Source organism: Pseudomonas putida (genome assembly GCF_002906855.1).
GTDB lineage: Bacteria > Pseudomonadota > Gammaproteobacteria > Pseudomonadales > Pseudomonadaceae > Aquipseudomonas > Aquipseudomonas putida_N.
In genome coordinates this window covers 340054-364459 of sequence record NZ_MINI01000028.1, presented here as the reverse complement: position 1 = coordinate 364459, position 24406 = coordinate 340054, and the positions used below count along the sequence as shown (strand labels likewise).

Below are 24406 nucleotides of genomic sequence, written 5' to 3'. Positions count from 1 at the left end.
AAATTCATACAGTTTGCCATCTGACCCCAGGCTTACGCGGAGGTTGCCCGCAGCTGGTCGTTTTGTTCGCTGACCCCTGCCAACGGCAGCACCAGGCTGAAGGTCGCGCCCTGCCCCACCTCGCTCTCGACCTGTATCCGCCCACCGTGCGCCTGGACGATCTGTTCCGATATGTACAGCCCCAGCCCAAGCCCAGCACTGGCCTGCTGGGTGGCAACCCGCTCGAACTGCTGGAAAATACGCTGCTGGTTACTGGCGCTGATGCCGATCCCGTGGTCCCGCACCTGCACCCAGGCCATGTCGCCTTGAGCGAATACCTGCACATGCACCGGTTTGTGCTCGCCATAGCGCAACGCATTGGACAACAGATTGGCCAGTACTTGCTCAATACGGAATTCGTCCCACAGGCCCTGCAAGGCGTCGCAACGCTGCAGTTCGATGTGGGTGTCCAGGGCCGCGGCCTGAGCAGAGAAGTTCTCCACCAGACCTGCCACCAGCTGCCCCAGGTCGAACGCCTTCGGCCGCAGCGACAGTTTGCCGGTGCGAATGCGCGACACGTCGAGCATGTCCTCGATCAGGCGGATCAGGCTGTTTATCTGACGCTCGTCACGCTCGACCATGACCTTCAGTTTGTCGGCGCTGAACGCGTCGAGGTTGCCGCGGGCCAGGTGCATCTTGCGCAACTGGGTTTCCAGGATCAGGCCGTTGAGCGGGGTGCGCACCTCGTGGGCAACGATCGACATGAAGTCGTCGCGCATACGCACCGCATGCTCAAGCTCACCACGCGCCACCTGCAACTGGCCCAGCAGCAGCTCCTGCTCCTGGCGGCTGCGCTCGAGCGCTTGCAGCTGCCGGTCGAGCACCTTGCGCTGGCGGTACAGGTCGACGAACACCGACACCTTGCTCTTCACCGCCAGGGTGTCGAGGGGCTTGTGCAGGAAGTCCACCGCGCCGCTCTCGTAGCCCTTGAAGGCATAGTTCATTTCACGCCCGGCAGCGGTGACGAAGACGATCGGGATGTTGCGGGTCTTTTCCGTGCCGCGCATCAGCTCGGCCAACTCGAAGCCGTTCATGCCCGGCATCTGCACGTCGAGAATGGCCAGGGCGAACTCGTGCTCGAGCAACAGCGACAAGGCCGCTTCCGCCGACTGCGCCTGGTGCACCTCGCGGTCTTCGCCCTGGATCAGGGCGGCCAGCGCCAGCAGGTTTTCCGGCAGGTCGTCGACGATCAGCAGTTTGGCAGGGGTGTGGCTTAGCATGCGCTGGGTTCCAGGGTCGCGAGCAACTGCCCGATACCACTCAGAGAAAGGATAAGGTCGGGTTCGTGCCGGGCCAGGGCGGCCTCCGGCATCAACGCCACCTGTGCGTCGCGGGGGTCCTGGACCACGGTCCGGCCGCCGCTGTTCTGGATGTAGGCAAGCCCTTCGGCGCCATCTTCGTTGGCCCCGGTGAGCAGCACGCCGAGCAACCCGGGGCCATATGCATCGGCCGCCGAAGTGAAGAGATAATCGATGGCCGGGCGCGAGAAGTGCACCGGTTCTTCCTGGCTGAGCGACAGGCTGAAGTCGGCTTCCACCGACAGGTGATAACCCGGTCCGGCTACGTAGATCTGCCCCGGGTCAATGGTTTCCTTGTCACACGCCTGGCGCACCGGCCGCTGCAAGCGCCGCTGCAGCACCTCGGCCAGCTGGCTGTGGCGGCCGTCCGGCAGGTGCAGCACGCACAGTACCGGAATGGCAAAACTGGCCGGCAGCGCACCGAGCACCGTGAACAGTGCCGTGACGCCGCCCGCCGAGGCGCCGATGACCACCGCGCGTACGCCGTTCATGATTTGCGGTAGATCCGTTCGGGCTTGACCAGCGGCTCGAAGCAATTGCTGTAGGCCGAGAAGTCCACCGACTCCTTGCTGCCCAGCACCAGGAAACCCCGGTGGCACAAGGACTCGTGGAACAGCCCGAGTGCGCGGTCCTGCAGCTCCTTGTTGAAATAGATCAGCACGTTCCGGCACGACACCAGCTGGGTTTCGGAAAACACGCTGTCGGTGGCCAGGCTGTGGTCGGCGAAGGTCACATTGTCACGCAGGCTGCTATCCATGATGGCGTTGCCGTAGGCCGCGGTGTAGTACTCGGCAAAGTCACGGCGCCCGCCGGCGAGGCGGTAGTTTTCTTCGTACTCGCGCATGCTCTGCATCGAGTAGATGCCCTGCTTGGCGCGGTCCAGTGAATGCGGGTTGATGTCGGTGGCGTAAATGATGGTGCGTTCCAGCAGGCCCTCTTCGCGCAGCAGGATGGCCATCGAATACACCTCTTCACCGGTGCTGCAGCCGGCAATCCACACCTTGATCGAAGGCCAGGTGCGCAGTAGCGGCACCACTTCCTGGCGCAGCGCGAGGAAGTGGCTGGGGTCGCGGAACATCTCGCTGACCGGGATCGTCAGGTACTGCAGCAACTGCATGAACATGCCCGGGTCGTGCAGCACCCGCTCCTGCAGTGCCGATACCGTGAGGCAGTCGAACTGGCGCAGTGCATGGAGGATCCGGCGCTTGATTGAAGCGCCGGAGTAATTGCGAAAATCGTAGCTGTACTTGAGGTAGATCGCCTCGATCAGCAGTCGGATCTCAATGTCGGTATTGCGCTCGCTAGTCAAATTCGCTCCAGTTGCGGCAGCCACACGCGGATCAACGAGAACAGGCGGTCCAGGTCGATCGGTTTGGCCAGGTAATCATTGGCGCCGGCCTGCAGGCAACGCTGCTGGTCATCCTTCATCGCCTTGGCGGTGACGGCGATGATCGGCAACTTGCGCCAGCGCGGCTGCTGGCGGATCAGGCGGGTGGCCTCGAAGCCGTCCATCTCCGGCATCATCACGTCCATCAGCACCAGGTCGATGTCATCGTGCTGCTCCAGGCGCTCGATGGCTTCGCGACCATTGCGGCCGATCTCGACGATGGCACCCTTGTGCTCCAGGGCACTGGTGAGGGCAAAGATGTTGCGCACATCATCGTCCACCAGCAGCACCTTGCGCCCTTCGAACACCTTGTCGCGGCTGCGCGCGGTCTTGAGCATGCGCTGGCGTTCATGGGACAGCTGCGATTCGACTTTGTGCAGGAACAGCGTCACCTCATCGAGCAGGCGCTCCGGCGAACGCGCGCCCTTGATGATGATCGAGCGCGAATACTTGAGCAGGTCGGCTTCTTCTTCGCGGGTGAGGTTGCGCCCGGTGTAGACGATCACCGGCGGGAACGACCGGATATCCTCGGCCGTCATGCGCTTGAGCAGCTCGTTGCCAAGCATGTCGGGCAGCTTGAGGTCGATGATCATGCAGTCGTAGATGTTCTCGCGCAGCAACGCCAGGGCATCCTGGGCCATGGCCACGGCGGTGATCTCGACATCCTCGTCGCCGATCAGCCGGGCGATGCTCTCACGCTGCAGGTCGTCGTCCTCCACCAGCAGGATATGCTTGAGCTTCTGGGTGAGCTTGGCTTCCAGGCGGGCGAAGACGTCCTTGAGTTCTTCCCGGCTGGTCGGTTTGACCGCGTAGCCCACCGCGCCCATGTGCATCGCCGCCTCGACGCGGTCTTCCACCGAGATGATGTGCACCGGGATGTGCCGGGTGCTGGCCTGCTCCTTGAGGCGCTGCAGCACGGTCAGGCCGGAGTGGTCGGGCAGGCGCATGTCCAGCAGGATCGCGTCGGGTACGTACTGCACGGCCAATTCGAAGCCTTCATCGGCACCCTGGGCCACCAGGCAGCTGTAGCCCAGCTCGTGGGCCAGGTCGAAGAGGATGCGGGCGAAGTTCGGTTCGTCCTCGACCACCAGGATGCAACGGTTGCCGAACGGCGCCCGCTCGCGGTCGTCGGCGAACGTCAGTAGCGGATGCTTGACCACCGCCGGCGCGACGACCTTGGGTGCCGGTGGCAGGCTGTCGACGGTCGGACGCAAGCTCAGGGCTTCGATTTCTTCGCCTTGTGCCTCATAGCGCTCGGGCAGGCTCAGGCTGAACACGCTGCCTTTGCCGGGGCTGCTGTCGACGCTGATGTGCCCGCCAAGCAGATGCGCCAGGTCGCGCGAGATCGACAGCCCCAGGCCGGTGCCGCCGTAGCGACGGTTACTGGTGCCGTCGACCTGATGGAAGGCGCCGAAGATCGCCTGCTGCTGGTCGGCGGCGATGCCAATGCCGCTGTCGCGCACCGAGAAGATAATGCCACTGCCCGCCTGGTAGCCGATGTTCAGGCTGACCTGGCCGCGCTCGGTAAACTTGATGGCGTTGGACAGCAGGTTCTTGAGGATCTGCTCCAGGCGCTGGCGGTCGGTGAACAAGGTGGCCGGTACCTGGGCTTCAACTGTGACGTCGAAGCTCAGGCCCTTGTGCTCGGCCAATGGCAGGAACATGCCACGCAAACCTTCGACCAGGCGCTCCAACTGCGTGCTTTCGGGACGCACTTCGAGCTTGCCGGCCTCGACCTTGGCAATGTCGAGGATGTCGTTGATCAGGTTCAGCAGGTCGTTGCCAGCGGAGTAGATGGACTCGGCGAACTTGACCTGCTCGGCGCTGAGGTTGCCCTCGCCGTTCTCGGCCAGCAGCTTGGCCAGGATCAGCGAGCTATTGAGCGGCGTGCGCAGCTCGTGGGACATGTTGGCGAGAAACTCGGACTTGTACTTGCTCGAACGCTGCAGCTCGTCGGCGCGGGCCTGCAGTTCTTCCTGGGCCTGGCTGAGCTCGTCGTTCTTGCGGTCCAGCGCCTCGGTACGCTCGGACAGCTGCTCATTGGTCTGTTCAAGCTCGGCCTGCTGGGTTTCCAGGTGGGCCTGGGACTCCTTGAGCACCCGCGATTGCTCTTCGAGCTCTTCGTTGGCGGTCTTGAGTTCTTCCTGCTGCACCTGCAGCTCTTCGTTGAGCTGCTGGGTCTCGGCCAGTACTTCCTGCAGGCGCTGGCGGTATCGGGCGCTTTCGATGGAAATACCGAGGTTTTCGCCGACCCGCTGCATCAGCTCGTCGTCGCGCGCCTGCAGCGGGCGCAGGAAGCCCAGTTCAATCACTCCGTTGATCTGGCCGTCATCGCGGGCCGGCATCAGCAGTGCACTGCGCGGCAGGCCGCGACCCAGGCCCGAACTGAGCTGGTAGTAATCTTCTGGCAGTTCGTCCAGGCGCAGCAGGCGCCCCTCGCGCACGGCCTGGGCCAGCAGGCCGTCGTGGTCACCCAGCACCTGCTGACGGGCCTGCTCCTCGGCTGCCAGGCCGTAGGTGGCCACGCGTACCAAGCGACCATGTTCGTCGCGCACGTAGAGCGCACCGACCACGCTGCCCAGGTAGCTGGCGAAGAAGCGCAGGATGTTGTCGCCGAGCATCGGCAGGGTCAGTTGGCCCAGCACTTGTTCGGCCAGCTGGGTCTGGCCATTGCGCAACCAGGCCTGGTGTTCCAGGCGCTCGGCAGCACGCTGCTGAGCCTGCAGGTTTTCGCTGTAGCTGCCCGACAGGGCCAGCAGATCGCGGCGACCGAGGTAGGCGAGCAAGGCGCTGAGGCCGACAATCAACAGCACGAAGCCAGATATGGCGGTAACGGTGACCGCGCTGACCTTCTCGGTGCGCGTCATGCGCAGCTGCTGTTCAGTGACGACCAGGTCGTCGAATTCCTTGCGTATTTCGTCGGTGATGCGCTTGCCGCGGCCATTGCCGACCGAAGCACTGTAGTCGCCGCCACTGCGGCGCTGGCTGATCATCTCGCCGGCGAATGCATTCCAGGCATGCTGCAAGGCAATCAGCCGGTCGATACGGTCGACCTGCTGCGAGTTGTCCTCGACCATGCCGCGCAGGCTCTGCAAGCTACCGAGGATGCGCGGCTTGGCTACCTCGTAGGGGTCGAGGAAGCGTTCGTCTCCGGTGATCAGAAAACCGCGCATGCCGGTTTCCATGTCGATCGACAGCTTGACCGTTTCGTTGGCATTGCCGATCACCCGATCGGTGTGCTCGACCCACTGCATGGCCGAAAGCAGGTAGTTGATCACCGCGACAAAGGCCACGGCGCCGAGCAGGCCCACTGCCAGGGGCAGGCTGATATTTCGGCTCAACAGCTTGCGGAAGCTTTGCTGGTCCATCGAGGCTGCTTGAATCATCTGAAAACGCCCGCGCGAAAAAGGTCCATTGAAAAGTGTGGCGGCTCTGCCGCTGCGCTCACCGATTAACAAGCGAGTCTAACCCGCTTGGGCGGCTTCGGCAGGGCATTTAGCCAGTATTTGAAGCCCCCGTGTGAGAATCGTTCCCTCGATGTGCCACAGTCGGTATCCTCGGGAACTTCTGTCACTGCCTGGCGCACAGAGTAGGGACATGACTTTTTCAACAGGAAACCTCCCATGCAACTTCTGGTAGTCGAAGACGACGACATCGTACGTATGCTGATGGTCGAAGTGCTCGATGAATTGGGCTACAGCACCCTCGAAGCGGAAAATGCCAAGGCAGCGCTGAAGGTAATCGAGGATGCCAGCCAATCACTGGCCCTGCTGGTGACCGACGTGGGCTTGCCGGACATGCGCGGTGAAGAGTTGGCGGCCAAGGCCCGTGCGGAGCGGCCGTTGCTGCCGGTGCTGTTTGCCAGCGGTTATGCCGAGAGTTTCCCTGTGCCGGAGGGCATGCACATGATCGGCAAGCCGTTCAGCATCGACCAGTTGCGCGACAAGGTGGTGGAGATTCTGGGTACGCCTTGAGCAGCGGCCAGGTAACTCAAAGCTCTCGGCGTAACAGATAAGTATCCATGATCCACCCAATCCGCACCCTCTCCCGCTCGCGCACCTCCAGTATCCGTGCCTTCACTGCCTGCAAGGGCCCGGCGATCAGCACTTCATCCTCGGTGCCCAGGTAAGCGCCCCAGTAGATCACCAGCGCCGGATCCTCTAGCGTGGCAAAGGCGCATTGCCCGTCGAGCATCACCACCACATTATCCACCTGCCCCTGCTCGGCCAGGCGCCGCCCTGGCAGCACGGTCAGCGGCTCGCCAATGCGGTTGAGGGGGATCTGATGCCGCGCCGCCAGGGCCTGCACACTGCTGATACCGGGAATCACCTGCAGGCGTAGCGCCACTCCGCGTTCGCGGACCAGGTCAAGAATGCGCAAGGTGCTGTCATAGAGCCCGGGCTCACCCCAGAGCAAAAAGGCGCCGATATCCTCGGCGCCCATCTCTTCGCTGATCAACCGGGCATACAGCGCAGCACGCTGGCGATGCCAGTCGTGCACCGCGCCTGTGTAGTCATCCGCCTCGGCATCGCGCCGAGGGTCTGCCACCTGCACCAGGCGGTAGCCACCCTCGGGCCGGTAGCGCTCGAGGATCGCCTTGCGCAAGCGCAGCAGTTCACCCTTGCCAGCGCCTTTGTCGAGCATGAACAAAACACTGGCGCGACGCAGTGCCTCGACTGCCTCGACGGTGATCTGCCGGGGGTCGCCCGGGCCGATGCCAATCAACAGAACGTCTTTCATGGCACCGCCCGCGATCTCGACTCAGAAGATAGAGAAGTTATAGCTGACGATGACCCGCGTCTCATCCATGTCCCGCGCCCACTTCTCGTAGTTGCTGCGGTACGTGGAGTTACGCAGGCGCACGCTGACATCCTTGAAGGTGCCGCTCTGCACCTGGTACTTGAGCTCGGTGTCGCGTTCCCATTCCTTGCCTTCGGCATTGCTGCCCGGCACCTTGATGTGGTCGCCGTTGATGTAGCGGGTGAAGAAGCTCAGGCCGGGCACGCCAAGGGCTTTGAAGTCGTAGTCGTAACGCAGCTGCCAGGAGCGCTCCTGGGCGGCGGCGAAGTCGTTGACCTGGGCGTAGCTGACCAGGTACGGGTTGCTGCCATCAAGGTATGGCATGGCACTTTCGCCGTACATGCGCTGCCAGCCGGCGCTGATCTTGTGCCCGCCCAGGCTGTAGCCGAGCATGCCACTGAAGGCACGGTGGTCGATCTCACCGGCGCGGGCGTTGCCGATGTCATCGCTCTTGATCAGCCGCAGGTCTGCCGACAGGCTACCGACAGCGAGCGGCTGGCTGGCGACCAGCCCAAGGAAGTGCTGGCGGTAGATGTTTTCCAGTTTGGCGACTTGATACTGGGCACTGAGCCGATCATTGAAACGGTAGTCCAGGCCGGCCAGGTCAAAGTGGTCGGCTTGGATATCGCAGGCATAGCGCTTGTTCTTGCAATGCACGCGAATATCCTGGCGATCGGTGGAATCACGCGCAGTGTACTTGTCCAGGCGGGCCAGGGTGAACTTCAGGTCACGCACTTCCTCGGAGGTCAGCATCGCGCCGTGGAACATGGTCGGCAGCAGGCGACCATCGTTGTATTTCAACAGCGGTACGTCCGGCATCATCGAGCCGTACTTAAGCACGGTGTTGGACACCTTGACCTTGGCCGCCAGGCCCATTTTCGCGTATTGGTCGGCGGAGTGCCGTGGGTCGTGGCCGGAAGATGGCAGCAAACCACTGTTACTGTCGGCCGGGCTGGAATCAAGCTTGATCCCTAACATGCCCAGTGCATCAACACCAAAGCCAACCGGGCCCTGGGTATAACCCGATTGCACATTCAGAATGAAGCCTTGCGCCCATTCTTCACGTTTTGACGCACCCTGGCTGGAACTGCTGTGGCCGTCACGAAAATCCCGGTTGAAATAGACATTGCGTGCTTCGACCTTGGCACTAGCGTCTTCAACAAAACCGGCGGCCTGGGCCTGCGCGCCGGCGCACATGAGGAACACGCCGGCAACACGGCGCCCGGGGGCGAGAGGAAGGGGGGAAAACATGCGAGGGCACATCCACAAGTAAGGCAAAAAAACGAATCGTGACGCACCTGCGTCACGCTAATGCGTCGCGGCCGAACATGAGTCGACCATCATCTGAAATCATCGCCCAGCCGCTCTGCCACAGGCTATTGGACCATGGTCTAGAACCCCTCGAAGAGGCATCGAAAAACCATCTGAATTACAGCGTGGAAAACTTGGAAAGTTCCCGATTACTTATAAAAAGTTTGCGGTTTACCGAAGTCCTGCAAGTGTCTACACTCGATCTCAGCGAACAGTTTTACCCACCCGCGTGGCTGGCGTTTAGTCCTTATCAATGTTCGTCACGCCCTGCCACGGAAGACGTACAGGAGTGATTACAGTGTCCAGACTTGCAGAGTTTCGTGCTGCCGAGAAAGCGCTCCAGGAACAGATGGCACAACTGGAGGCGCTGAAAAAGGATGCCGGCCTCAAACGCGAAATCGAATTCGAGCAGAAACTAGTCGGCCTGATGAAAAGCTATGACAAAAGTCTGCGCGACATCATCGCCATCCTCGACCCGAAGGCGGTTACCCGTGGCGCTGCCAGTGCACCGAAACAACAGCGCCGCCCGCGCGTGGTGAAAGTCTACGAGAACCCACACACCGGCGAACTGATCGAGACCAAAGGCGGCAACCACCGCGGCCTCAAGGCGTGGAAAGAACAGTATGGGGCCGCTACCGTGGAGAGCTGGGTTCGCTGATGAAACGTCAACACCCACTTCACACTTTTTTCACAACGGCTGCAGCAGTATCGAGACAGCTAAAGGACTAGCGACCCCATCACGCGCCCGCACATGCGGGCCTCTAATTCCGGCGCCCTGCTCACCCGAGCAGGGCGCTTTCATTTGCGCAAACGCTTCACTGACGTATCATGGCCCCCTGTCTGTTTCGCTGGCACCTGGTTGCCAGCCCCGTCTCTGGAGTACCCATGAGCCTGCACGATCTGCAAACCCTGCCTGGCGTCACCGCGCAGCCAGACGCCGCCACCGCCCAGTTCGTCTTTAACCACACCATGCTGCGCGTCAAGGACATCGAGAAGTCGCTGGACTTCTACACCCGTGTGCTGGGCTTCCGCCTGGTCGACAAGCGCGACTTCCCTGAAGCGGCCTTCAGCCTGTACTTCCTGGCCCTGGTCGACCCGGCGCAGATCCCTGCCGACGACACCGCGCGCCACCAGTGGATGAAGTCGATCCCGGGCGTACTGGAACTGACCCACAACCACGGCACCGAGAACGACCCGGAATTCGCCTACCATAACGGCAACACCGACCCGCGCGGCTTTGGCCACATCTGTATTTCGGTGCCGGACGTGCGTGAGGCCTGTGCCCGTTTCGAAGCCCTCGACGTACCGTTCCAGAAACGCCTGCAAGATGGCCGCATGAACCACCTGGCCTTCGTCAAGGACCCGGACGGTTACTGGGTGGAAGTGATCCAGCCCACCGAACTGAAGGGCTGATCGCCGTCAGCTCGCGCTCGTCGGGCCGGGAACTCCTGGCCCCTTGCTGTGGTATATGAAGGTAACTGCTTCACATACCACAGCGAGGTAAGGACGATGCAATCTCTTCACTGTGAATACCGCGACCACACCATCACCGCCAGCGTGATGCCCCACCCCGACTCCCCCCTGCCCTACGCCGCCGGTTGCCTGATCACCGATCCTCAGGGGCACACCAGCAAGCGAATGTCCATGCCGATGAAGTTCTTCTCGGACCTTGAGAATGCGCAGCATGTGTCGCTGGCACATGGTCGGGCATTGGTGGATGAGCAACTGGACAAGGGGCACAAAGCCTTCTGACCGGCACGGTCACTTCGCTGCAGGAGCGGCGCGCGCATAAGCTACCGCCGCTTCAACCTGTTCACGACTGGGCCGCACGCCGGTATACAACACAAACTGCTCCAAGGCCTGCAGCGCAATCACCTCCAGCCCGGTAATCACCGGCTTGCCCAGCGCCTCGGCCCGCTGGATCAGCGGCGTGCGCGCCGGCATCGCCACCACGTCGAACACCCGCTCGGCCGCCGCAATAGCATTCTCGCTGAAGGCCAGCTCATCCGCCTCCGGCCCGCCAGCCATGCCGATCGGTGTCACATTCACCAGCATCGGCGGGCACAGGTCGCCCAGTTCAGCCACCCAACGATAACCGCAGACATCCGCGAGCTGCCGCCCGGCCTGCTCGTTGCGGGCGACGATGATGCCTTCGCGGAACCCGGCATCACGCAGGGCACTGGCCACAGCCTTGGCCATGCCGCCACTGCCGCGCAAGGCAAACGCGGTGGCAGGGTCGACCTGGTGCTCTTCGAGCAGTTGCCGCACGGCCAGGTAATCGGTGTTGTAGGCCTTCAGATGGCCCGCGGTGTTGACCAAGGTATTGATCGACTCGATCGCCGCCGCCGACGGGTCGATTTCGTCAACCAGCGCCATGCAAGCCTCCTTGTACGGCATCGACACGCCACAACCGCGAATGCCTAGCGCGCGGATACCTGCGACGGCTGCCGGCAGGTCGTTGGTGCTCATGGCCTTGTAGTAGTAGTCGAGCCCAAGCTGCTGGTAGAGGTGATTATGAAAACGCACGCCGAAGGTGCCAGGCCGCCCGGCCAAGGAAATGCACAGCACGGTGTCTCTGCTGGGAGTTGTCGCCATAACTTGCTCCTTTTTCATAACTGAATCGTTTATTCAGCCTACCAGACGCAACCACTGGTCGTCCCTTACACAACCTTTACCGTTTCCCTGCGCTCGGCTGACAGAGACCGGAGTCATAGTATTAAGGCCCCAAGCGTGGGGTTACCTTGTGAGGAAGTCTCATGAACCGTCTTCTCCCCGGAATCGCCCTGCTGGTCGGTGCCCTGGCCGTCAGCGGGCCAGCCTCTGCCCATGGTGGCGGCGGCCGTGGCTGGTATGGCCCAGGGCCGCTGCTCGGCGCTGCCGTGGTCGGGGCCGTGGTCGGGGCGACGGTGTATGGCGGCCGCGACCGCACGGTCTACGTTGAGCGCCAGCCTGCCTACTATGGGCCACCGCCCGTCTACGTGCAGGCCCCACCGCAGCCGGTGTACTACCAGCCGTACTACGTACCGGCACCACCACCGCCTGCGTACCACCCCTACTATGGCCCGCCACCGGTGTATTACGGCCCGCCACGCTGGTGACCGTTGATAAAACTGATGAGCACTATTGAGCGTGTTGATTTCAAACCCTGTCGGCTGATGCGTAAGGTAGGGCCATGTTTCACAGGAGGTCCCCATGGCCACTATTCAGATCATGTCAGTCGTCGGCACTGCCGTCCCCGTCACCCTGCGTGAGCAAGGCCTGCTGGCCTGCTGGTACCTGATGAGCAATGGCGAGGCCGTCAGCGGCCCGCTGGCTACCCGCGCCTCGGCCCAGGCCCTGGCTGAACAGCTCCAGGCCGATTGCCTGATCGCTTGACCGAATTTGTTGTGCGTTGCTCCCTACGCCTCTTCTGACCCGCCCGTTGGCGGGTCTTTTTTTATCTGGGCGAACCGACGAACGGAGCCAGGAAAACCGATACAGCATGAAGCTTTTTTCATTTCGTGGGAGCGGCTCAACGAGCAATCGACAGCACTTAGGCCATACTCCACAATGCATCGGTTTTTTGGGGGAAAACCCTTGCACAGCCAACGACATACCAACCTTTAGTGAGCCTCAACGTGAAAACATCCCTGTCCATCCTCAGCCTGCTGCTGTTGCTCACAGGAACTGCGACCCTTCCGTCGACCGCTGCTGCACAACCCCCGGCCCAGGTCCAACGCGACCCGTCCAAGCTGCACCTGGCGTCTGGCAGCGCCCTGCTGATCGACCTGAACACCAACCAGGAGCTGTATTCGAACCACGCCGACCGTGTGGTGCCCATTGCCTCGGTGACCAAACTGATGACGGCGATGGTGGTGCTGGATGCCAAGCTGCCCATGGATGAGATGCTCACCATGACCATCGCCAACAACCCAGACATGAAAGGCGTGTATTCGCGTGTGCGCCTGGGGAGCGAGCTGAACCGCCGGGAAACCCTGCTGATCACCCTGATGTCATCGGAAAACCGCGCCGCCACCACCCTGGCCAACCATTATCCGGGCGGCTACCCGGCCTTCATCAAGGCAATGAACGCCAAGGCCCGCAGCCTGGGCATGGCGCACACCCGCTACATCGAGCCAACCGGCCTGTCGACACAGAACGTCTCCACCGCCCATGACCTCGCCAAGTTGCTGATGGCATCGCGCAAGTACCCGATGCTGAGCGAGCTGTCGACCACCCGCGAAAAGACCGTGGCCTTCCGCAAGCCGAACTACACGCTGGGCTTCCGTAACACCGACCACCTGGTAAACAAGAGCAACTGGGACATCACGCTGACCAAGACCGGTTTCACCAACGATGCCGGCCACTGCCTGGTGCTGTTGACCAAGATGGACAACCGCCCGGTGGCCATGGTGATCCTTGACGCCTTCGGCAAATACACCCACTTCGCCGACGCCACTCGCATGCGTCAATGGCTGGAGACCGGCGCGACCAAACCGGCACCGGCCGTGGCCATGCAGTACAAGACGGACAAACACGGCAAGGGGCGCCTGGCGTCGGAGTGACGGCAGGCCTTGCTGGCCTCATCTGCGGCGTGCGGCGATGAGGCCAGTGCAGTCGAACTCAGGCCTGGGTATCGACCATCCCGCCGGCACTGTTGCCGCCTGTTTTCTGCAGCGCTTCCAGCAGCTGCGCAGTAGCCTCCATGATTTCGCCGCTGATAGTGGCGATGCTGGCTTGCTTGCCAGCGACGGCCGCCAGCTTGGTGGTTTCGTCGGTTTTCTGTGCCATCAGGATGGCCAGTTGTTTCTGCTCGTCCGCCAGCTGCTTCTGCAGTTTCTTGATCATCTCGCGCAATTGCGTGATATGCGCCGGCTCCCCACTGCCACTGCTGCCTTCGGCACCCTCGGCGCCTTTGGCCTGGCCGTCGCCACGCAGCTTCGAAGTGTCAACCTGCAGCGTCGAGCTGCCCGATTCAGTCTTTTCGGTGTCGCTGACCTGCGAAGCGCTGGCCGTCTGGGCCGAAGTGTTACTGATGCTGACTGCCGCGATGCCTACCATGTCTTTCTCCCTGCCTTGCAAAGGGTCCTTGAGTTGACCTGCGTATCGGCCGGCAGGCAAAAACCTTTAGGCCCGGTTGGCCGCAGACGCGCTCCCAGGCAGTAAATTCCCCTGCCACTGGCTCGTTCCACCCAATGTACAAGCGCAGGCGCCGGAGCCCCGGCATGCGCCCACATTCGACCCATTATGGAATCGCAGCCATGAGCCAGTCTGCACACCCGGAAACTATCAAGGACCTGATCGGCGTGGGCTTCGGCCCGTCCAACCTGGCCCTGGCCATCGCCCTGGAAGAACTCGCCCAGAGCCAGGGCCACGCCCTCGATGCGCTGTTCATCGACAAGCAGAAGGAATACCGCTGGCACGGCGATACCCTGGCCACCCAGAGCGAACTGCAGATCTCGTTCCTCAAGGACCTGGTCTCGCTGCGCAACCCGACCAGCCCGTACAGCTTCGTCAACTACCTGCACCAGAAGCAGCGCCTGGCCGACTTCATCAACCTCGGCACCTTCTACCCCTGCCGCCTGGAGTACAACGACTACCTGCGCTGGGCCGCCGAGCATTTCGCCAGCCAGGCGGTGTACGGCGAAGAAGTGCTGCGCATCGAGCCTGAAGTGAAGGCCGGGCGCGTCGAGCACCTGCGCCTGGTATCGCGTGATATGCAGGGCCGCGAATTCAGCCGACGCACGCGTTCGGTGGTGGTCGGTAGCGGCGGCACACCGAAAATCCCGGAAAAATTCGGTGCGTTCAAGGATGATCCACGGGTCTTCCACCATTCCCAGTACCTGAGCAGCCTGAACAAGCTGCCGTGCACGGCCGGCAAACCGATGCGCATCGCGGTGATCGGCTCGGGCCAGAGCGCCGCCGAGGCCTTCATCGACCTCAACGACAGCTACCCGTCGGTCAAGGTCGACATGGTGCTGCGCGGTTCTGCCCTCAAGCCGGCCGATGACAGCCCGTTCGTCAACGAGATCTTCTCCCCTGACTACACCGAACTGGTCTACAACGAACCGGCCGACCAACGCGCCAAATTGCTCGGCGAGTACCACAACACCAACTACTCGGTGGTCGACCTCGACCTGATCGAGCGCATCTACGGCATCCTCTACCGGCAGAAGGTCGCCCACCAGTTCCGCCACAACGTGCTGTGCCGTCGCCAGGTGGAAGCCGTGGTGGCCACCCGCGACGGCATCGAACTGACCCTGCGCGACCTGGCCACCGGCCAGCAGCAGACCCACCGCTACGACGCAGTAATCCTCGCCACCGGCTACGAACGCCGCTCGCACCGCGACCTGCTGGCACCACTGGCCAACTACGTGGAAGACTTCAGCGTCGATCGCAACTACCGGGTACTGGCAAGCCCCGACTTGCAGGCTTCGGTCTACCTGCAAGGCTTCTGCGAGAACAGCCACGGCCTCAGCGACACCTTGCTGTCGGTACTGCCCTCCCGTGCCGCAGAGATCGGCCAGGCGCTATATCACGACTTGGCTCGCCAGCAGGGTATGGCACAACCCGCCGTGGCCCTGACCAGCGCCTGATTCACGCTGCACACCCACCGACAGGGCGCCATGCGCCCGGTCGGCCTTTGTGCCCTCTGAAACATTTGCTTGCACTTAAACCAGCAGGATTTTCATTCTCATTCGTCCTTTCTAAAGCAGCCCCCTTGGTTGGGCCTGTGCTCGCCCACCTTTTCAGAAGACGGACCGATGGCCAAATCCCCGAAAAAATCCAAGTCCAAGCTGTGGTTCCTGGTCCACAGCTGGCTCGCCCTGCCGATCTGGTTCTTCGTGCTGATCGTCTGCTTCACCGGCATGCTGGCCGTGGTCAGCCAGGAGATCGTCTGGCTGGCCAACCCCGACGTGCGTGCCAGCAAGCCCGACGACAACGCCAAACGCCTGAGCTTCCAGCAAGTGCTCGATGCCCTGCACAAGGCCGAACCGGACATGGCCGTCAATTCGCTCAGCCAGCCGGACGGTTCGCATTTCGCGCTGACGGCGCGGGTCACCTATGCCGATGGCGCCAGCCCGATGCTCTACGTCAACCCGTATACCGGGGCCATCCAGGGCAAGATGCCGGACTTCAACTTCGAAGCCTTCACCCGCGCCCTGCATGGCTGGTGGCTGGTGCCGTTCACCAATGGCTTCAGCTGGGGCTGGTACATGGTCTCGCTACTCGGCCTGCCGATGCTGGCGTCGCTGGTCACCGGCCTGGTGGTGTACAAGAAGTTCTGGAAAGGCTTCTTCAAACCGGTACGCACCGGCCATGGCGCGCGCATCTTCTGGGGCGACCTGCACCGCCTGGCCGGGGTCTGGTCGATCTGGTTCATTGCGGTAATTTCCATCACCAGCATCTGGTTCCTGACCCGGGCGATCCTCTTCGACAACCAGATCACCATTTCCAGCGAACCGATCGTCCCGGTGATCGCGCGTGAGCAGGTGCCGCAGACCGCCGATGGCAGCCCGGCACCGCGTATCGACGTAGACGAGGCCGCACGTATTGCCGGTCTGGCCATCCCGAGCCTGGACATCACCTCCGTCTCGCTGCCGGCTACCGCCTACAGCCACATCGAAATGGGCGGGCGTGGCTGGTACCCGCTGATGTTCCAGAGCGCGTCGGTCAACCCCTATACCCGCCAGGTCGACAGCCAGTTCCTGCTCAGCGATCGCTCGGCCCTGGAGTTCTTCACCGAATCCATGCGCCCGCTGCACACCGGCGACTTCGGTGGCCTGCCGATCAAGCTGGTGTGGTTCTTCTTCGGCCTGATCCTGACCCTGATGGTGTTCAGCGGCCTGCTGATCTGGACCAAACGCACCGCCCAGGCCACCGCCGCGGCGCTCAAGCGCGGCGAGCGTGCACCGCGCAACACGAGCCGCGAAACCACCCTGGAGGTCCGCCCATGAGCCAGGCCAACGCCCTGCCCGTACGCCCATTCAAGCAATGGTGGTTGAAGTGGCGCTTCCACCTGAACATCCTGCTGATCCTCATTCCCCTGGGGTTCATGCCCAAGTACTTCGCCGACGTCAGGCTGTTGCGCGGTGACGCCGGGCTCGGTGCCAACCCGATCAGCGACATTCAGGTCGGCCCCTACCGCCTCGATCTCGCCGAACTGCGCAACGAGCCCCCGCGCGCCGATGGCCCCGCCGGCCATTTCAAGCTGTTCAACGCGGCGCTGTGCAAGGCCTGCGTGAACGAGGTCAAGGCGATCTACCTGCGCATCGGCAAGCCGCGCAGCCTGCGCGCCGCCGGCACCATTTTCTTCGGCGCGCCGTACCGCATGGTCACCAACCTGCCCATACCACCGCGCACCCCCGCCGATGCGCAGATCTGGATCACCCTCGAAGGCTGGGACGGCAGCCTGCACCAGGCCTCCGTTCCGCTGGCCAAGGCTTCGCCAGCCACTGTGGCCTGGCTTGAAAAACAAGGAGGCAAACCATGAAACACCTGATGCGCAGGCTCGCCCTGCCCTGGCTGGTACTGGTCGCAGGCCCGGCCCTGGCCCACAACCCGATGTGCGAGTGCGAGGAAGTGGCGGGTGGCCAGGTGAAATGCACCGGCGGCTTTTCCGATGGCAGCGGCGCGCCAGGGGTGACCCTCGACGTGATTGGCTACGATGAACAGGTACTGGTCGGCGGCAAGCTCGGTGACGACTCGAGCCTGACCTTCAAGCGCCCCGACGGCGAGTTCTACGTGCTGTTCGACGCAGGCCCGGGCCATATCGTGGAAGTCGACCACGCCGACATCGCGCAGCCATGAGCAGCACAGACATGAGCAGCCCAGCCATGCGCCATACCCATGTGGTGCGCCCGGCTGGTGCCGGGCACGAAACCCTCTACGTGCTGCTGGTCAGCCTGTTGATCGTCGCCCTCGCCGCCAGCGTGGTGCTGTTGCGCGGCGAGCGCGACGACGAGCAGACCATCGCCAGCCACCAGATCGACGCCCGCCGCGACCTGACCGCCGCCGAACAGGGTATCTATACCGACCTGCGCGTGGCCTTCGACGAAATCCAGCTGCTGCGCGATGAAAGCGCCGCCACGCCCAGTGTCGAAATACTGGCCGAGGAAGGCCTGCCACCGTTCGTTGCAGACGCGGGAAGCCAGAGCCGTGGCAATCACCAGTGGCAGTGGCTGGCCAGCGGTGCCTATCTGGGCCGCAGCCAGGCGCCGCACGTGGCAGGCAGCTTCCTGATGATTCTGCCCGCTGCCGACAGTGCCGAGGTCGACGTCTGGCTGCGCCGCGACAGCACCGCCGTGCTCCCCGACGACCTCGGCCAGGCCGCGCTGATCGCCGCCGGCTGGCAGCAGGTAGTCAGCCACTACGACGCCGGGGTTACCCGCGAACACCGCCATTGAACCCAAGGATTCCCCATGTTCCGCAAAGCCCTCGCACTGCTCCTGGCCTGCGTCCTGCCGGCACTGGCCCTGGCCGACACCGGCAAGCCCCTACGCATCGGCATCACCCTGCACCCTTACTACAGCTACGTGAGCAACATCGTCGGTGACAAGGCCGAAGTGGTGCCGTTGATTCCGGCGGGCTTCAACCCCCATGCGTACGAGCCCCGCGCCGAGGACATCAAGCGCATCGGCACGCTGGACGTAGTGGTGCTCAATGGCGTCGGCCATGACGACTTCGCCGACCGCATGATCGCCGCCAGCGAAAAGCCCGGCATCAAGACCATCGAAGCCAACCAGAACGTGCCGTTGCTGGCGGCCACCGGCATCGCCGCCCGCGGCGCCGGCAAGGTGGTCAACCCGCATACCTTCCTGTCGATCAGCACCACCATCGCCCAGGTCAACAACATCGCCCGCGAGCTGGGCAAACTCGACCCGGACAACGCCAAGCTCTACACGCAGAACGCCCGCGCCTACGCCAAGCGCCTGCGCGCCTTGCGTGCCGAGGCGCTGGCCAAGGTGACCGAGGCGCCCAGCGCAACCTTGCGCGTGGCCACCATCCATGCTGCCTACGACTACCTGGTGCGTGACTTCGGGCTGGAAGTGACCGCGGTGGTCGAGCCCGCCCATGGCATCGAACCGAGCCCGGCACAGCTGAAGAAGACCATCGACCAGCTCAAGGCGCTGGACGTGAAAGTGATTTTCTCGGAGATGGACTTCCCTTCGGCCTATGTCGAAACCATCCAGCGCGAATCCGGCGTGCGCCTGTATCCGCTGACGCACATTTCCTACGGCGAATACACCAAGGACAAATACGAAGTGGAGATGAAGCGCAACCTCGACACCGTGGTCCGCGCCATCCAGGAGAACCGCGCATGACCGCCGCTGCCAACCTCACGGCGCCCGGCGGGCCACGCATCGAATTTGCCGGCATCGACCTGACCCTGGGCCGCACGCGTATTCTCGAACAGGTGCACTTCAGCGTCGCCGCGGGCAGCGTGCATGCCATCGTCGGCCCCAATGGCGGCGGCAAGAGCTCGCTGATCAAGACCCTGCTCGGGCAGATGCCGCATCAGGGCCAGCTGAGCCTGCACTGGCCAGGCGCGCAGCAGGTGATCGGTTATGTGCCGCAGGCCTTGGAATTCGACCGCGGGCTGCCGATGACCGTGGACGACTTCATGGCTGCCATGTGCCAGCGGCGCCCGGCGTTCCTCGGCCTGTCACGCCGAGTGCAGCCGGCAGTCGATGCGGCGCTGGCACGGGTCGGCTTGCTCGACAAACGCAAGCGGCGCATGGGCGCGCTGTCTGGTGGCGAACGCCAGCGCGTGCTGCTGGCTCAGGGCCTGATTCCCGAGCCGCAATTGCTGGTGCTCGACGAGCCGATGTCGGCGCTCGACGAAGCCGGTATCCAGGTGTTCGAACAACTGCTGCAAGGCTGGCGCCAGGCCGGCACCACCGTGCTGTGGATCGAGCATGACCTTGAGGCCGTGCTGCGCCTGGCCGATCGGGTCACCGGCCTGAGCCGCCAAGTGCTGTTCGACGCCCCACCCGCCCAAGCACTGACCCCGGAGCGCCTGCTCGGCCTGTTCTCCGTCCATCCCCGCAGCGAGAGCCTTGCCTGATGAGCTTCGAAGCATTCCGCCAGCTGATCCAGGAATGGGCCGGCGCTGGCTACCTGCCGGAGGCGCTGGCCTACGGTTTCGTGATCAATGCCTTGCTGGCCGGCCTGATGATCGGCCCGGTGCTGGGCGGCCTCGGCACCTTGGTGGTGGTCAAGCGCTTTGCCTTCTTCTCCGAAGCGGTCGGCCATGCCGCGCTGACCGGGGTCGCCATCGGCATCCTGCTTGGCGAACCGTATACCGGCCCCTATGGCAGCCTGTTCGGCTACTGCCTGCTGTTCGGCATCCTGCTCAACTTCCTGCGCAACCGCACCGGGCTGTCGCCGGACACGCTGATCGGCGTGTTCCTTTCGGTGTCGCTGGCCCTCGGCGCCAGCTTGCTGCTGATGCTGGCCGGCAAGATCAACGTGCACATTCTCGAGAACGTGCTGTTCGGCTCGGTACTGACCGTCAGTGCCCAGGACCTGGTGGTGCTGGGCATCATCGCGCTGCTAGTGCTGGCCCTGGCCCTGCCGCTTTACAACCGCATCATGCTGGCCAGCTTCAACCCACAGTTGGCTGCCGTGCGCGGGGTGGCGGTGAAAACCCTGGACTATCTGTTCGTGGTGCTGGTGACCCTGGTCACGGTGGCCTCGGTGAAGGTAATCGGGGCGATACTGGTCGGTGCTCTGCTGGTGATCCCGGCTGCGGCGGCGCGCCTGGTCAGCCAGTCGTTGAAGGGGTTTTTCTTCGTCTCAGTGCTGATTGCCACCCTGAGCACACTGCTCGGCATCCTCCTGCCGATCGTCCTCGACCTGCCGGTGCCCTCGGGCGCGGCGATCATTCTGGTCGCCGGCATCTGCTTCGCCCTCGCCGCGCTGGCCCGCGCCCTCGTCCCTCGCTTGCAAGGAAACCCGGCATGAACCTGAAACACCTCACCCTGGCCGTCGCCCTCGCCGGCGTGCCCGCACTCGCCTCGGCCACACAAGTGCTGGCCACTCTGCCGGTGACCCACAGCCTGGCCAGTGCCCTGCTCGACGGTACCGCCGTGCAGCTCACGCGCGCCGCGCCGGCCAACCTGCCGGCCAGCCGCCAACCGTCATACTTCAGCAGCCGTGGAGGCGCAGCACTGGCCAAGGCCGCGCAGCAGGCCGACGCGGTGATCGGCGTGCGCTCGATCTGGCGTGACGACCCGCTGTACCCGATGGCGCGGCGCAGCAACATTCGCATCGTCGAGATCGATGCCGCGCGGCCGGTCGATGGCGCACTGCCGGGCATCGCCGTGAGTGGCGATGACGCCTATGGTGCCTACCCCTGGCTGAACCCGACCAACCTGGGGCGCATGGCCGATGTGCTGGCCAATGACCTGGAGCGCCTGGCACCCGCCGACAAGGGCAGGATCCAAGGCAACCTGGCGGGGCTCAAGCGCCAGTTGCTGGAGCTGACCGCCAGCAGCCAGACGCAGCTGGCCAAGGTCGACAACCTGAGTGTGGTCAGCCTGTCCGAGCGCCTGGGGTATCTGGCCAGCGGCTTGAACCTGGATGTGGTGGAGCAGCCGTTGCCGGCGGATGGCAAGTGGGATGAGGCTGCGCTGAAAGCACTGGGTGAGAACCTCAAGGGGCAGGACGTGGCGCTGGTGCTGGACCATCGGCAGCCGGATGCGGCGCTGGCCAAGGTGATCGAGGCGGCCGGGGCGAAGTTGCTGGTGGTGGAGAGTGATCCGGAGAATGCGGTGGCTGGGCTCAAGGCCAGTGTCGAGCAGGTGGTCGGGGCATTGAGCGAAGGGTGATGTCGCCAGCACCGGCTTGTCCCGCGAAGAGGCCGGCACTGGCATAAATCTATCGGTTCATGCACCGCTCGTAGCGCTCATCCACTCGCCCGGCAAACCAGGCGGTGGTCAATTTGCGGGTAATCTTCGGGCTCTTCAGCTCGATCCCCGGCAGCATTGCCCGCGCCACCGGTTTGCCCGCCGCCGCATCGGCCAGGGCAAACACCCCGCTGTACAGCTTGCTGTCCTCGAATGCCAGGCTGTCGCCCAGCTCCAGCTGGCTGCGGATCTGTGGATTACGCAGCCCCAGCTTGGCCCCGAGCTTGCGCGCCGCCTGCTCGGTGCTGCCGGGCAAGATCGAACCTGGGGCGATCAAGTCGCCATCCAGTGCCAGGTCCGCCCCCGTGACCTTGCTCAATGCGGCCTGGAACGCGGCATTGCGGCTGGCGTACCAGCCCGCGTTGAAATCGGCGAAGCGGTACAGTTGGCGCTCGTAATGCGCGGGGTAGCCGAGCAAATGGGCAATGCCGAAGTACATGCCGCCACGGCGACTGAAGACTTCCTGGCGGATAGTGCCGTCATAGGTGTAGGGATAATCCTTGGCGTGCTTTTCCGCGAACTCGATGCTGACCTGCATCGGCCCACCGGTGTGCACCGGGTTCAACCCGCCTAGCAGCGTCTTGCCCAACGGCAGGCGAGCGATGAACTCGTCGTACAGCGCGCTCAGCTGCTTCTCACTGCGCACCGCCAGCAGGCGCTGCTGATAGCTCTGGCCATTGCCTGAGGGCGTCTTCAGTGCACCGTCGACCAGCAGCGTGGGAATGTGCAGGCGCGCCGCACGGCGGTCGATTTCCTCACGGGCGATGCGCCCCAGGTTGGGTACCTGTGGGTCGGCGTTGAAGGTCGACTCTTGCTCGGTCACCGCCAACACCGCACACAGGTTGCGTTTGCTTGGCGCGATGCGCTGGGCCTCGAACGCCACCTGGATATCCTTGGCCCAGCCTTCGCGGTCCTTGGCCTGGGCCGGCAACAGGCGCAGCAACAGGGCACGCACCTTGGCCGGGTCGGCCTCAGGCTCTTCCTCGCGGCGCCCGGCGCAGCCCTGCAGCAGCGCCAGGGCCATCAGCCCTGCCGCCAAAAGTCGGCCGTTCAGGGCTGTTCACCGACCATGTAGGTCTTGCTGATGTGGCGGAACTGCGGGTGGCTGGCGCTGCCCATGAGCTCGAACAGCACCATTTCCCGAGTCACCACCTGTGCTCCGGCCTGGCGCATGCGCGTAAGGCCCGCGGCCTTGTTGCCCGGGGTGCGGCTGTCGCAGGCATCCTCGACCACGAACACCTGCTTGCCCAGGGCCAGCAGGCCGAGCACGGTCTGCAGCACGCAGACGTGGCTTTCCATGCCGCAGACGATCACCTACTCACGGGCCATCAGGCTGGCCGGCAGGCACTCGGCGGCCACGCAGGAGAAATGGGTCTTTTCCACGACTTCGGCCGCCGGGGCCACTGCGATGAGTTCCGCCAGAGTATGGCCCAGGCCTTTGGGATACTGCTCGGAAATCACGATCGGCAGTTCCAGGTCGTTGCAGGCCGAGAGCAGCCAGCGCGCTCGGGCGCGGGTGCCCTGTGGGTCGCTCATGGCGCCGATGAGCTTTTCCTGGATGTCGACGACCAGCAGCGTGGCCTTGTGATGTTCGATCAGCATTGTCTGCCCCTTGCCTGGGAAAAGGCCTAGCCTCCCCCAGGCAGGCGACGCCGTCAATCAGGCAGAAAGCCGATGTGCTTCAAGGGCCTGCGTCAGCGCACCGAGCACCCGGTCCTCATGCTCATGGATGAAGAAGTGGCCGCCGGGGAACATCTGCAGCGAGAAATCACCGAGGGTTTCCTTGCGCCAGGCCTGCAGTTGCTCTGCGCTGGCCCGGTCCGCTTCGCCACCGAGCACGTGCAGCGGGCACTGCAAGGCAGGCCGTTGACGGTAGAGGTAACGGCCGCAGAGCAGGAAGTCTGCACGCAAGGTCGGCAAGGTCAGGCTCATTAGCTCGGCGTTGGCCAGCACCTCCTCCGGCGTGCCATTGAGCTCGCGCAGTTCGGACTTGAGCTGCTCATCGGTCTTGGGGTCGCGCCAGTTGTTGCCGTCATAATCCTCGCGCCGGGTGGGCGCCGCCGTGCCGCAGGCGAACAGTGCCAGCGGCGGCGGGCAGCCCAGCACGCGCAGTTCGTGGGCCAGTTCGAAGGCCAGCAGTGCGCCCAGGCTATGGCCGAGCAAGGCATAAGGCGCGTTGGCGGCCAGGCGTTGCTCGTTGGCCAGTTGCCGGGCCAGTGCCTGCATGTCGGTCTGCAGCGGCTCGCCCATGCGCGAGCCGCGCCCGGGCAACTCGACCGGGCGCACCTGCAGCCAGGCCGGCAGCTTGCGCCGCCAGCGGCTGTAGACCATGGCACTGGCCCCGGAATACGGCAGGCACAGCAAGTTGAGTGTGGTCACTGGGCAGTAGCTGCGGCCATCTGCTGGCGCAGGCTCAAGGGGCGCATGTCGGTCCAGACTTCGTCGATGTAGGCCAGGCAGTCCTTCTTCAGGCCGCTCTTGCCCACCGCGCGCCAGCCTTCTGGGATGGCCTTGTAGTCCGGCCAGATGGAATATTGCTCTTCGTGGTTGACCACTACCTGGAACTGGATATCGTCGCGGTCGAATACGGAAGTCATTGCCTGTCTCCTTGAGTGATGGCTGCCGCTGCGCGCCTGGCGCAGGGAGGTTCTCAGGTAGACGTAGGGCACTACGGAAAAATT

Annotated in this window: 27 protein-coding genes and 1 pseudogene; 16 read left to right on the top strand and 12 right to left on the bottom strand. The window is 63.5% G+C overall.

All coding sequences use genetic code 11. The features are described from left to right. Nucleotides 1-32 precede the first annotated feature (32 nt). From BGP85_RS02000 to BGP85_RS01985, 4 genes are read right to left on the bottom strand one after another with little or no spacing between them, the layout of a single operon-like run. Nucleotides 33-1259, bottom strand: a complete 1227-nt coding sequence (locus BGP85_RS02000; protein WP_103447931.1) for a hybrid sensor histidine kinase/response regulator — start codon at nt 1257-1259, stop codon at nt 33-35. Further along, a complete protein-coding gene (locus BGP85_RS01995) occupies nt 1253-1828 on the bottom strand; it encodes a chemotaxis protein CheB (protein ID WP_103447932.1) in 576 nt (191 codons plus the stop codon). Before BGP85_RS01995 ends, BGP85_RS02000 begins: the two co-directional genes overlap by 7 nt. Next, nucleotides 1825-2646, bottom strand: coding sequence for a CheR family methyltransferase (locus tag BGP85_RS01990; RefSeq protein WP_103447933.1), 822 nt, complete (start codon nt 2644-2646; stop codon nt 1825-1827). Before BGP85_RS01990 ends, BGP85_RS01995 begins: the two co-directional genes overlap by 4 nt. Beyond that, complete coding sequence (locus BGP85_RS01985) at nt 2643-6110, bottom strand: response regulator (RefSeq protein ID WP_103447934.1); 3468 nt, start codon at nt 6108-6110, stop codon at nt 2643-2645. Before BGP85_RS01985 ends, BGP85_RS01990 begins: the two co-directional genes overlap by 4 nt. Before the next feature lie 237 nt (nt 6111-6347). Here BGP85_RS01985 and BGP85_RS01980 point away from each other — a divergent pair, with 237 nt between their 5' ends. Next, entirely contained in the window at nt 6348-6698 is a 351-nt protein-coding gene (locus tag BGP85_RS01980) for a response regulator (RefSeq protein ID WP_103447935.1), read from the top strand. A gap of 16 nt (nt 6699-6714) precedes the next feature. On the opposite strand, the gene cobF is transcribed toward BGP85_RS01980, so the two are convergent. Together cobF and BGP85_RS01970 are read right to left on the bottom strand one after the other, a co-directional pair. Next, nucleotides 6715-7464: a precorrin-6A synthase (deacetylating) gene (gene cobF / locus BGP85_RS01975; protein WP_103447936.1), complete on the bottom strand. Its 750-nt coding sequence runs from the start codon at nt 7462-7464 to the stop codon at nt 6715-6717. A gap of 21 nt (nt 7465-7485) precedes the next feature. Next, on the bottom strand, nt 7486-8775 hold the full coding sequence (locus tag BGP85_RS01970; protein WP_103447937.1) for an OprD family porin: 1290 nt from the start codon (nt 8773-8775) through the stop codon (nt 7486-7488). Between the two features lie 358 nt (nt 8776-9133). On the opposite strand from BGP85_RS01970, the gene BGP85_RS01965 reads away from it, so the two are divergent. From BGP85_RS01965 to BGP85_RS01955, 3 genes are all read left to right on the top strand, one after another. Next, nucleotides 9134-9493, top strand: a complete 360-nt coding sequence (locus BGP85_RS01965) for a histone-like nucleoid-structuring protein, MvaT/MvaU family (protein WP_103447938.1) — start codon at nt 9134-9136, stop codon at nt 9491-9493. Nucleotides 9494-9720: 227 nt separating this feature from the next. Then, nucleotides 9721-10248 carry a lactoylglutathione lyase gene (gene gloA, locus BGP85_RS01960; RefSeq protein WP_054883228.1) on the top strand — a complete coding sequence of 176 codons (528 nt, stop codon included), beginning with the start codon at nt 9721-9723 and terminating at the stop codon, nt 10246-10248. 96 nt (nt 10249-10344) lie between these two features. After that, on the top strand, nt 10345-10587 hold the full coding sequence (locus BGP85_RS01955; RefSeq protein WP_054883229.1) for a hypothetical protein: 243 nt from the start codon (nt 10345-10347) through the stop codon (nt 10585-10587). 9 nt (nt 10588-10596) lie between these two features. Here the strand turns inward: BGP85_RS01955 and BGP85_RS01950 are convergent, their stop codons facing one another. Continuing rightward, nucleotides 10597-11430: a shikimate 5-dehydrogenase gene (locus BGP85_RS01950; protein WP_103447939.1), complete on the bottom strand. Its 834-nt coding sequence runs from the start codon at nt 11428-11430 to the stop codon at nt 10597-10599. 161 nt (nt 11431-11591) lie between these two features. On the opposite strand from BGP85_RS01950, the gene BGP85_RS01945 reads away from it, so the two are divergent. The 3 genes from BGP85_RS01945 (at nt 11592) to pbpG (ending at nt 13379) form a co-directional block, all read left to right on the top strand. Beyond that, nucleotides 11592-11933, top strand: a complete 342-nt coding sequence (locus BGP85_RS01945) for a hypothetical protein (RefSeq protein ID WP_103447940.1) — start codon at nt 11592-11594, stop codon at nt 11931-11933. 94 nt (nt 11934-12027) lie between these two features. Then, a complete protein-coding gene (locus BGP85_RS01940; protein ID WP_103447941.1) occupies nt 12028-12210 on the top strand; it encodes a hypothetical protein in 183 nt (60 codons plus the stop codon). Between the two features lie 242 nt (nt 12211-12452). Next, nucleotides 12453-13379, top strand: coding sequence for a D-alanyl-D-alanine endopeptidase (gene pbpG / locus BGP85_RS01935; RefSeq protein ID WP_103447942.1), 927 nt, complete (start codon nt 12453-12455; stop codon nt 13377-13379). A 58-nt stretch (nt 13380-13437) separates the two neighbouring features. Here the strand turns inward: pbpG and BGP85_RS01930 are convergent, their stop codons facing one another. After that, nucleotides 13438-13875, bottom strand: a complete 438-nt coding sequence (locus tag BGP85_RS01930) for a hypothetical protein (RefSeq protein WP_103447943.1) — start codon at nt 13873-13875, stop codon at nt 13438-13440. 200 nt (nt 13876-14075) lie between these two features. On the opposite strand from BGP85_RS01930, the gene BGP85_RS01925 reads away from it, so the two are divergent. The 9 genes from BGP85_RS01925 to BGP85_RS01885 all read left to right on the top strand — a co-directional run bounded on the left by BGP85_RS01925 (nt 14076) and on the right by BGP85_RS01885 (nt 21647). After that, nucleotides 14076-15410: a lysine N(6)-hydroxylase/L-ornithine N(5)-oxygenase family protein gene (locus tag BGP85_RS01925; RefSeq protein WP_103447944.1), complete on the top strand. Its 1335-nt coding sequence runs from the start codon at nt 14076-14078 to the stop codon at nt 15408-15410. Nucleotides 15411-15578: 168 nt separating this feature from the next. Further along, nucleotides 15579-16772, top strand: coding sequence for a PepSY-associated TM helix domain-containing protein (locus BGP85_RS01920; protein WP_103447945.1), 1194 nt, complete (start codon nt 15579-15581; stop codon nt 16770-16772). Beyond that, nucleotides 16769-17308 (top strand): thiamine pyrophosphate-binding protein, encoded by a 540-nt coding sequence (locus BGP85_RS01915; RefSeq protein WP_103447946.1) that lies wholly within the window; start codon nt 16769-16771, stop codon nt 17306-17308. The genes BGP85_RS01920 and BGP85_RS01915 overlap by 4 nt, the downstream gene beginning before the upstream one ends. After that, complete coding sequence (locus BGP85_RS01910; RefSeq protein WP_103447947.1) at nt 17305-17625, top strand: hypothetical protein; 321 nt, start codon at nt 17305-17307, stop codon at nt 17623-17625. The genes BGP85_RS01915 and BGP85_RS01910 overlap by 4 nt, the downstream gene beginning before the upstream one ends. 11 nt (nt 17626-17636) lie before the next feature. Continuing rightward, nucleotides 17637-18221, top strand: a complete 585-nt coding sequence (locus tag BGP85_RS01905; RefSeq protein WP_103447948.1) for a DUF6162 family protein — start codon at nt 17637-17639, stop codon at nt 18219-18221. 15 nt (nt 18222-18236) lie between these two features. After that, nucleotides 18237-19139, top strand: coding sequence for a metal ABC transporter substrate-binding protein (locus BGP85_RS01900; RefSeq protein WP_103447949.1), 903 nt, complete (start codon nt 18237-18239; stop codon nt 19137-19139). Next, nucleotides 19136-19882, top strand: a complete 747-nt coding sequence (locus BGP85_RS01895; protein ID WP_103447950.1) for a metal ABC transporter ATP-binding protein — start codon at nt 19136-19138, stop codon at nt 19880-19882. The genes BGP85_RS01900 and BGP85_RS01895 overlap by 4 nt, the downstream gene beginning before the upstream one ends. After that, a complete protein-coding gene (locus tag BGP85_RS01890) occupies nt 19882-20781 on the top strand; it encodes a metal ABC transporter permease (protein WP_103447951.1) in 900 nt (299 codons plus the stop codon). Before BGP85_RS01895 ends, BGP85_RS01890 begins: the two co-directional genes overlap by 1 nt. Then, nucleotides 20778-21647 (top strand): metal ABC transporter solute-binding protein, Zn/Mn family, encoded by an 870-nt coding sequence (locus tag BGP85_RS01885; protein ID WP_103447952.1) that lies wholly within the window; start codon nt 20778-20780, stop codon nt 21645-21647. Before BGP85_RS01890 ends, BGP85_RS01885 begins: the two co-directional genes overlap by 4 nt. Nucleotides 21648-21696: 49 nt before the next feature. On the opposite strand, the gene BGP85_RS01880 is transcribed toward BGP85_RS01885, so the two are convergent. The 4 genes and pseudogenes from BGP85_RS01880 to BGP85_RS01865 form a co-directional block, all read right to left on the bottom strand. Then, nucleotides 21697-22749 carry a DUF1615 domain-containing protein gene (locus BGP85_RS01880; RefSeq protein ID WP_103447953.1) on the bottom strand — a complete coding sequence of 351 codons (1053 nt, stop codon included), beginning with the start codon at nt 22747-22749 and terminating at the stop codon, nt 21697-21699. Nucleotides 22750-22775: 26 nt separating this feature from the next. After that, nucleotides 22776-23327, bottom strand: a pseudogene (locus BGP85_RS01875) (hydrolase). A gap of 57 nt (nt 23328-23384) precedes the next feature. Further along, complete coding sequence (locus BGP85_RS01870; protein WP_103447954.1) at nt 23385-24104, bottom strand: thioesterase II family protein; 720 nt, start codon at nt 24102-24104, stop codon at nt 23385-23387. Further along, nucleotides 24101-24322: an MbtH family protein gene (locus BGP85_RS01865; protein ID WP_103447955.1), complete on the bottom strand. Its 222-nt coding sequence runs from the start codon at nt 24320-24322 to the stop codon at nt 24101-24103. The genes BGP85_RS01870 and BGP85_RS01865 overlap by 4 nt, the downstream gene beginning before the upstream one ends. Nucleotides 24323-24406: the final 84 nt, after the last annotated feature.

Bases quoted from the DNA above. Each gene is read 5' to 3' on its own strand.
- BGP85_RS02000 (WP_103447931.1), bottom strand. From the start codon at position 1,259: ATGCTAAGCCACACCCCTGCCAAACTGCTGATCGTCGACGACCTGCCG.
- BGP85_RS01995 (WP_103447932.1), bottom strand. From the start codon at position 1,828: ATGAACGGCGTACGCGCGGTGGTCATCGGCGCCTCGGCGGGCGGCGTC.
- BGP85_RS01985 (WP_103447934.1), bottom strand. From the start codon at position 6,110: ATGATTCAAGCAGCCTCGATGGACCAGCAAAGCTTCCGCAAGCTGTTG.
- BGP85_RS01980 (WP_103447935.1), top strand. From the start codon at position 6,348: ATGCAACTTCTGGTAGTCGAAGACGACGACATCGTACGTATGCTGATG.
- cobF (WP_103447936.1), bottom strand. From the start codon at position 7,464: ATGAAAGACGTTCTGTTGATTGGCATCGGCCCGGGCGACCCCCGGCAG.
- BGP85_RS01970 (WP_103447937.1), bottom strand. From the start codon at position 8,775: ATGTTTTCCCCCCTTCCTCTCGCCCCCGGGCGCCGTGTTGCCGGCGTG.
- gloA (WP_054883228.1), top strand. From the start codon at position 9,721: ATGAGCCTGCACGATCTGCAAACCCTGCCTGGCGTCACCGCGCAGCCA.
- BGP85_RS01955 (WP_054883229.1), top strand. From the start codon at position 10,345: ATGCAATCTCTTCACTGTGAATACCGCGACCACACCATCACCGCCAGC.
- BGP85_RS01950 (WP_103447939.1), bottom strand. From the start codon at position 11,430: ATGGCGACAACTCCCAGCAGAGACACCGTGCTGTGCATTTCCTTGGCC.
- BGP85_RS01945 (WP_103447940.1), top strand. From the start codon at position 11,592: ATGAACCGTCTTCTCCCCGGAATCGCCCTGCTGGTCGGTGCCCTGGCC.
- BGP85_RS01940 (WP_103447941.1), top strand. From the start codon at position 12,028: ATGGCCACTATTCAGATCATGTCAGTCGTCGGCACTGCCGTCCCCGTC.
- BGP85_RS01930 (WP_103447943.1), bottom strand. From the start codon at position 13,875: ATGGTAGGCATCGCGGCAGTCAGCATCAGTAACACTTCGGCCCAGACG.
- BGP85_RS01925 (WP_103447944.1), top strand. From the start codon at position 14,076: ATGAGCCAGTCTGCACACCCGGAAACTATCAAGGACCTGATCGGCGTG.
- BGP85_RS01920 (WP_103447945.1), top strand. From the start codon at position 15,579: ATGGCCAAATCCCCGAAAAAATCCAAGTCCAAGCTGTGGTTCCTGGTC.
- BGP85_RS01915 (WP_103447946.1), top strand. From the start codon at position 16,769: ATGAGCCAGGCCAACGCCCTGCCCGTACGCCCATTCAAGCAATGGTGG.
- BGP85_RS01910 (WP_103447947.1), top strand. From the start codon at position 17,305: ATGAAACACCTGATGCGCAGGCTCGCCCTGCCCTGGCTGGTACTGGTC.
- BGP85_RS01905 (WP_103447948.1), top strand. From the start codon at position 17,637: ATGAGCAGCCCAGCCATGCGCCATACCCATGTGGTGCGCCCGGCTGGT.
- BGP85_RS01900 (WP_103447949.1), top strand. From the start codon at position 18,237: ATGTTCCGCAAAGCCCTCGCACTGCTCCTGGCCTGCGTCCTGCCGGCA.
- BGP85_RS01895 (WP_103447950.1), top strand. From the start codon at position 19,136: ATGACCGCCGCTGCCAACCTCACGGCGCCCGGCGGGCCACGCATCGAA.
- BGP85_RS01890 (WP_103447951.1), top strand. From the start codon at position 19,882: ATGAGCTTCGAAGCATTCCGCCAGCTGATCCAGGAATGGGCCGGCGCT.
- BGP85_RS01885 (WP_103447952.1), top strand. From the start codon at position 20,778: ATGAACCTGAAACACCTCACCCTGGCCGTCGCCCTCGCCGGCGTGCCC.
- BGP85_RS01880 (WP_103447953.1), bottom strand. From the start codon at position 22,749: ATGGCCCTGGCGCTGCTGCAGGGCTGCGCCGGGCGCCGCGAGGAAGAG.
- BGP85_RS01865 (WP_103447955.1), bottom strand. From the start codon at position 24,322: ATGACTTCCGTATTCGACCGCGACGATATCCAGTTCCAGGTAGTGGTC.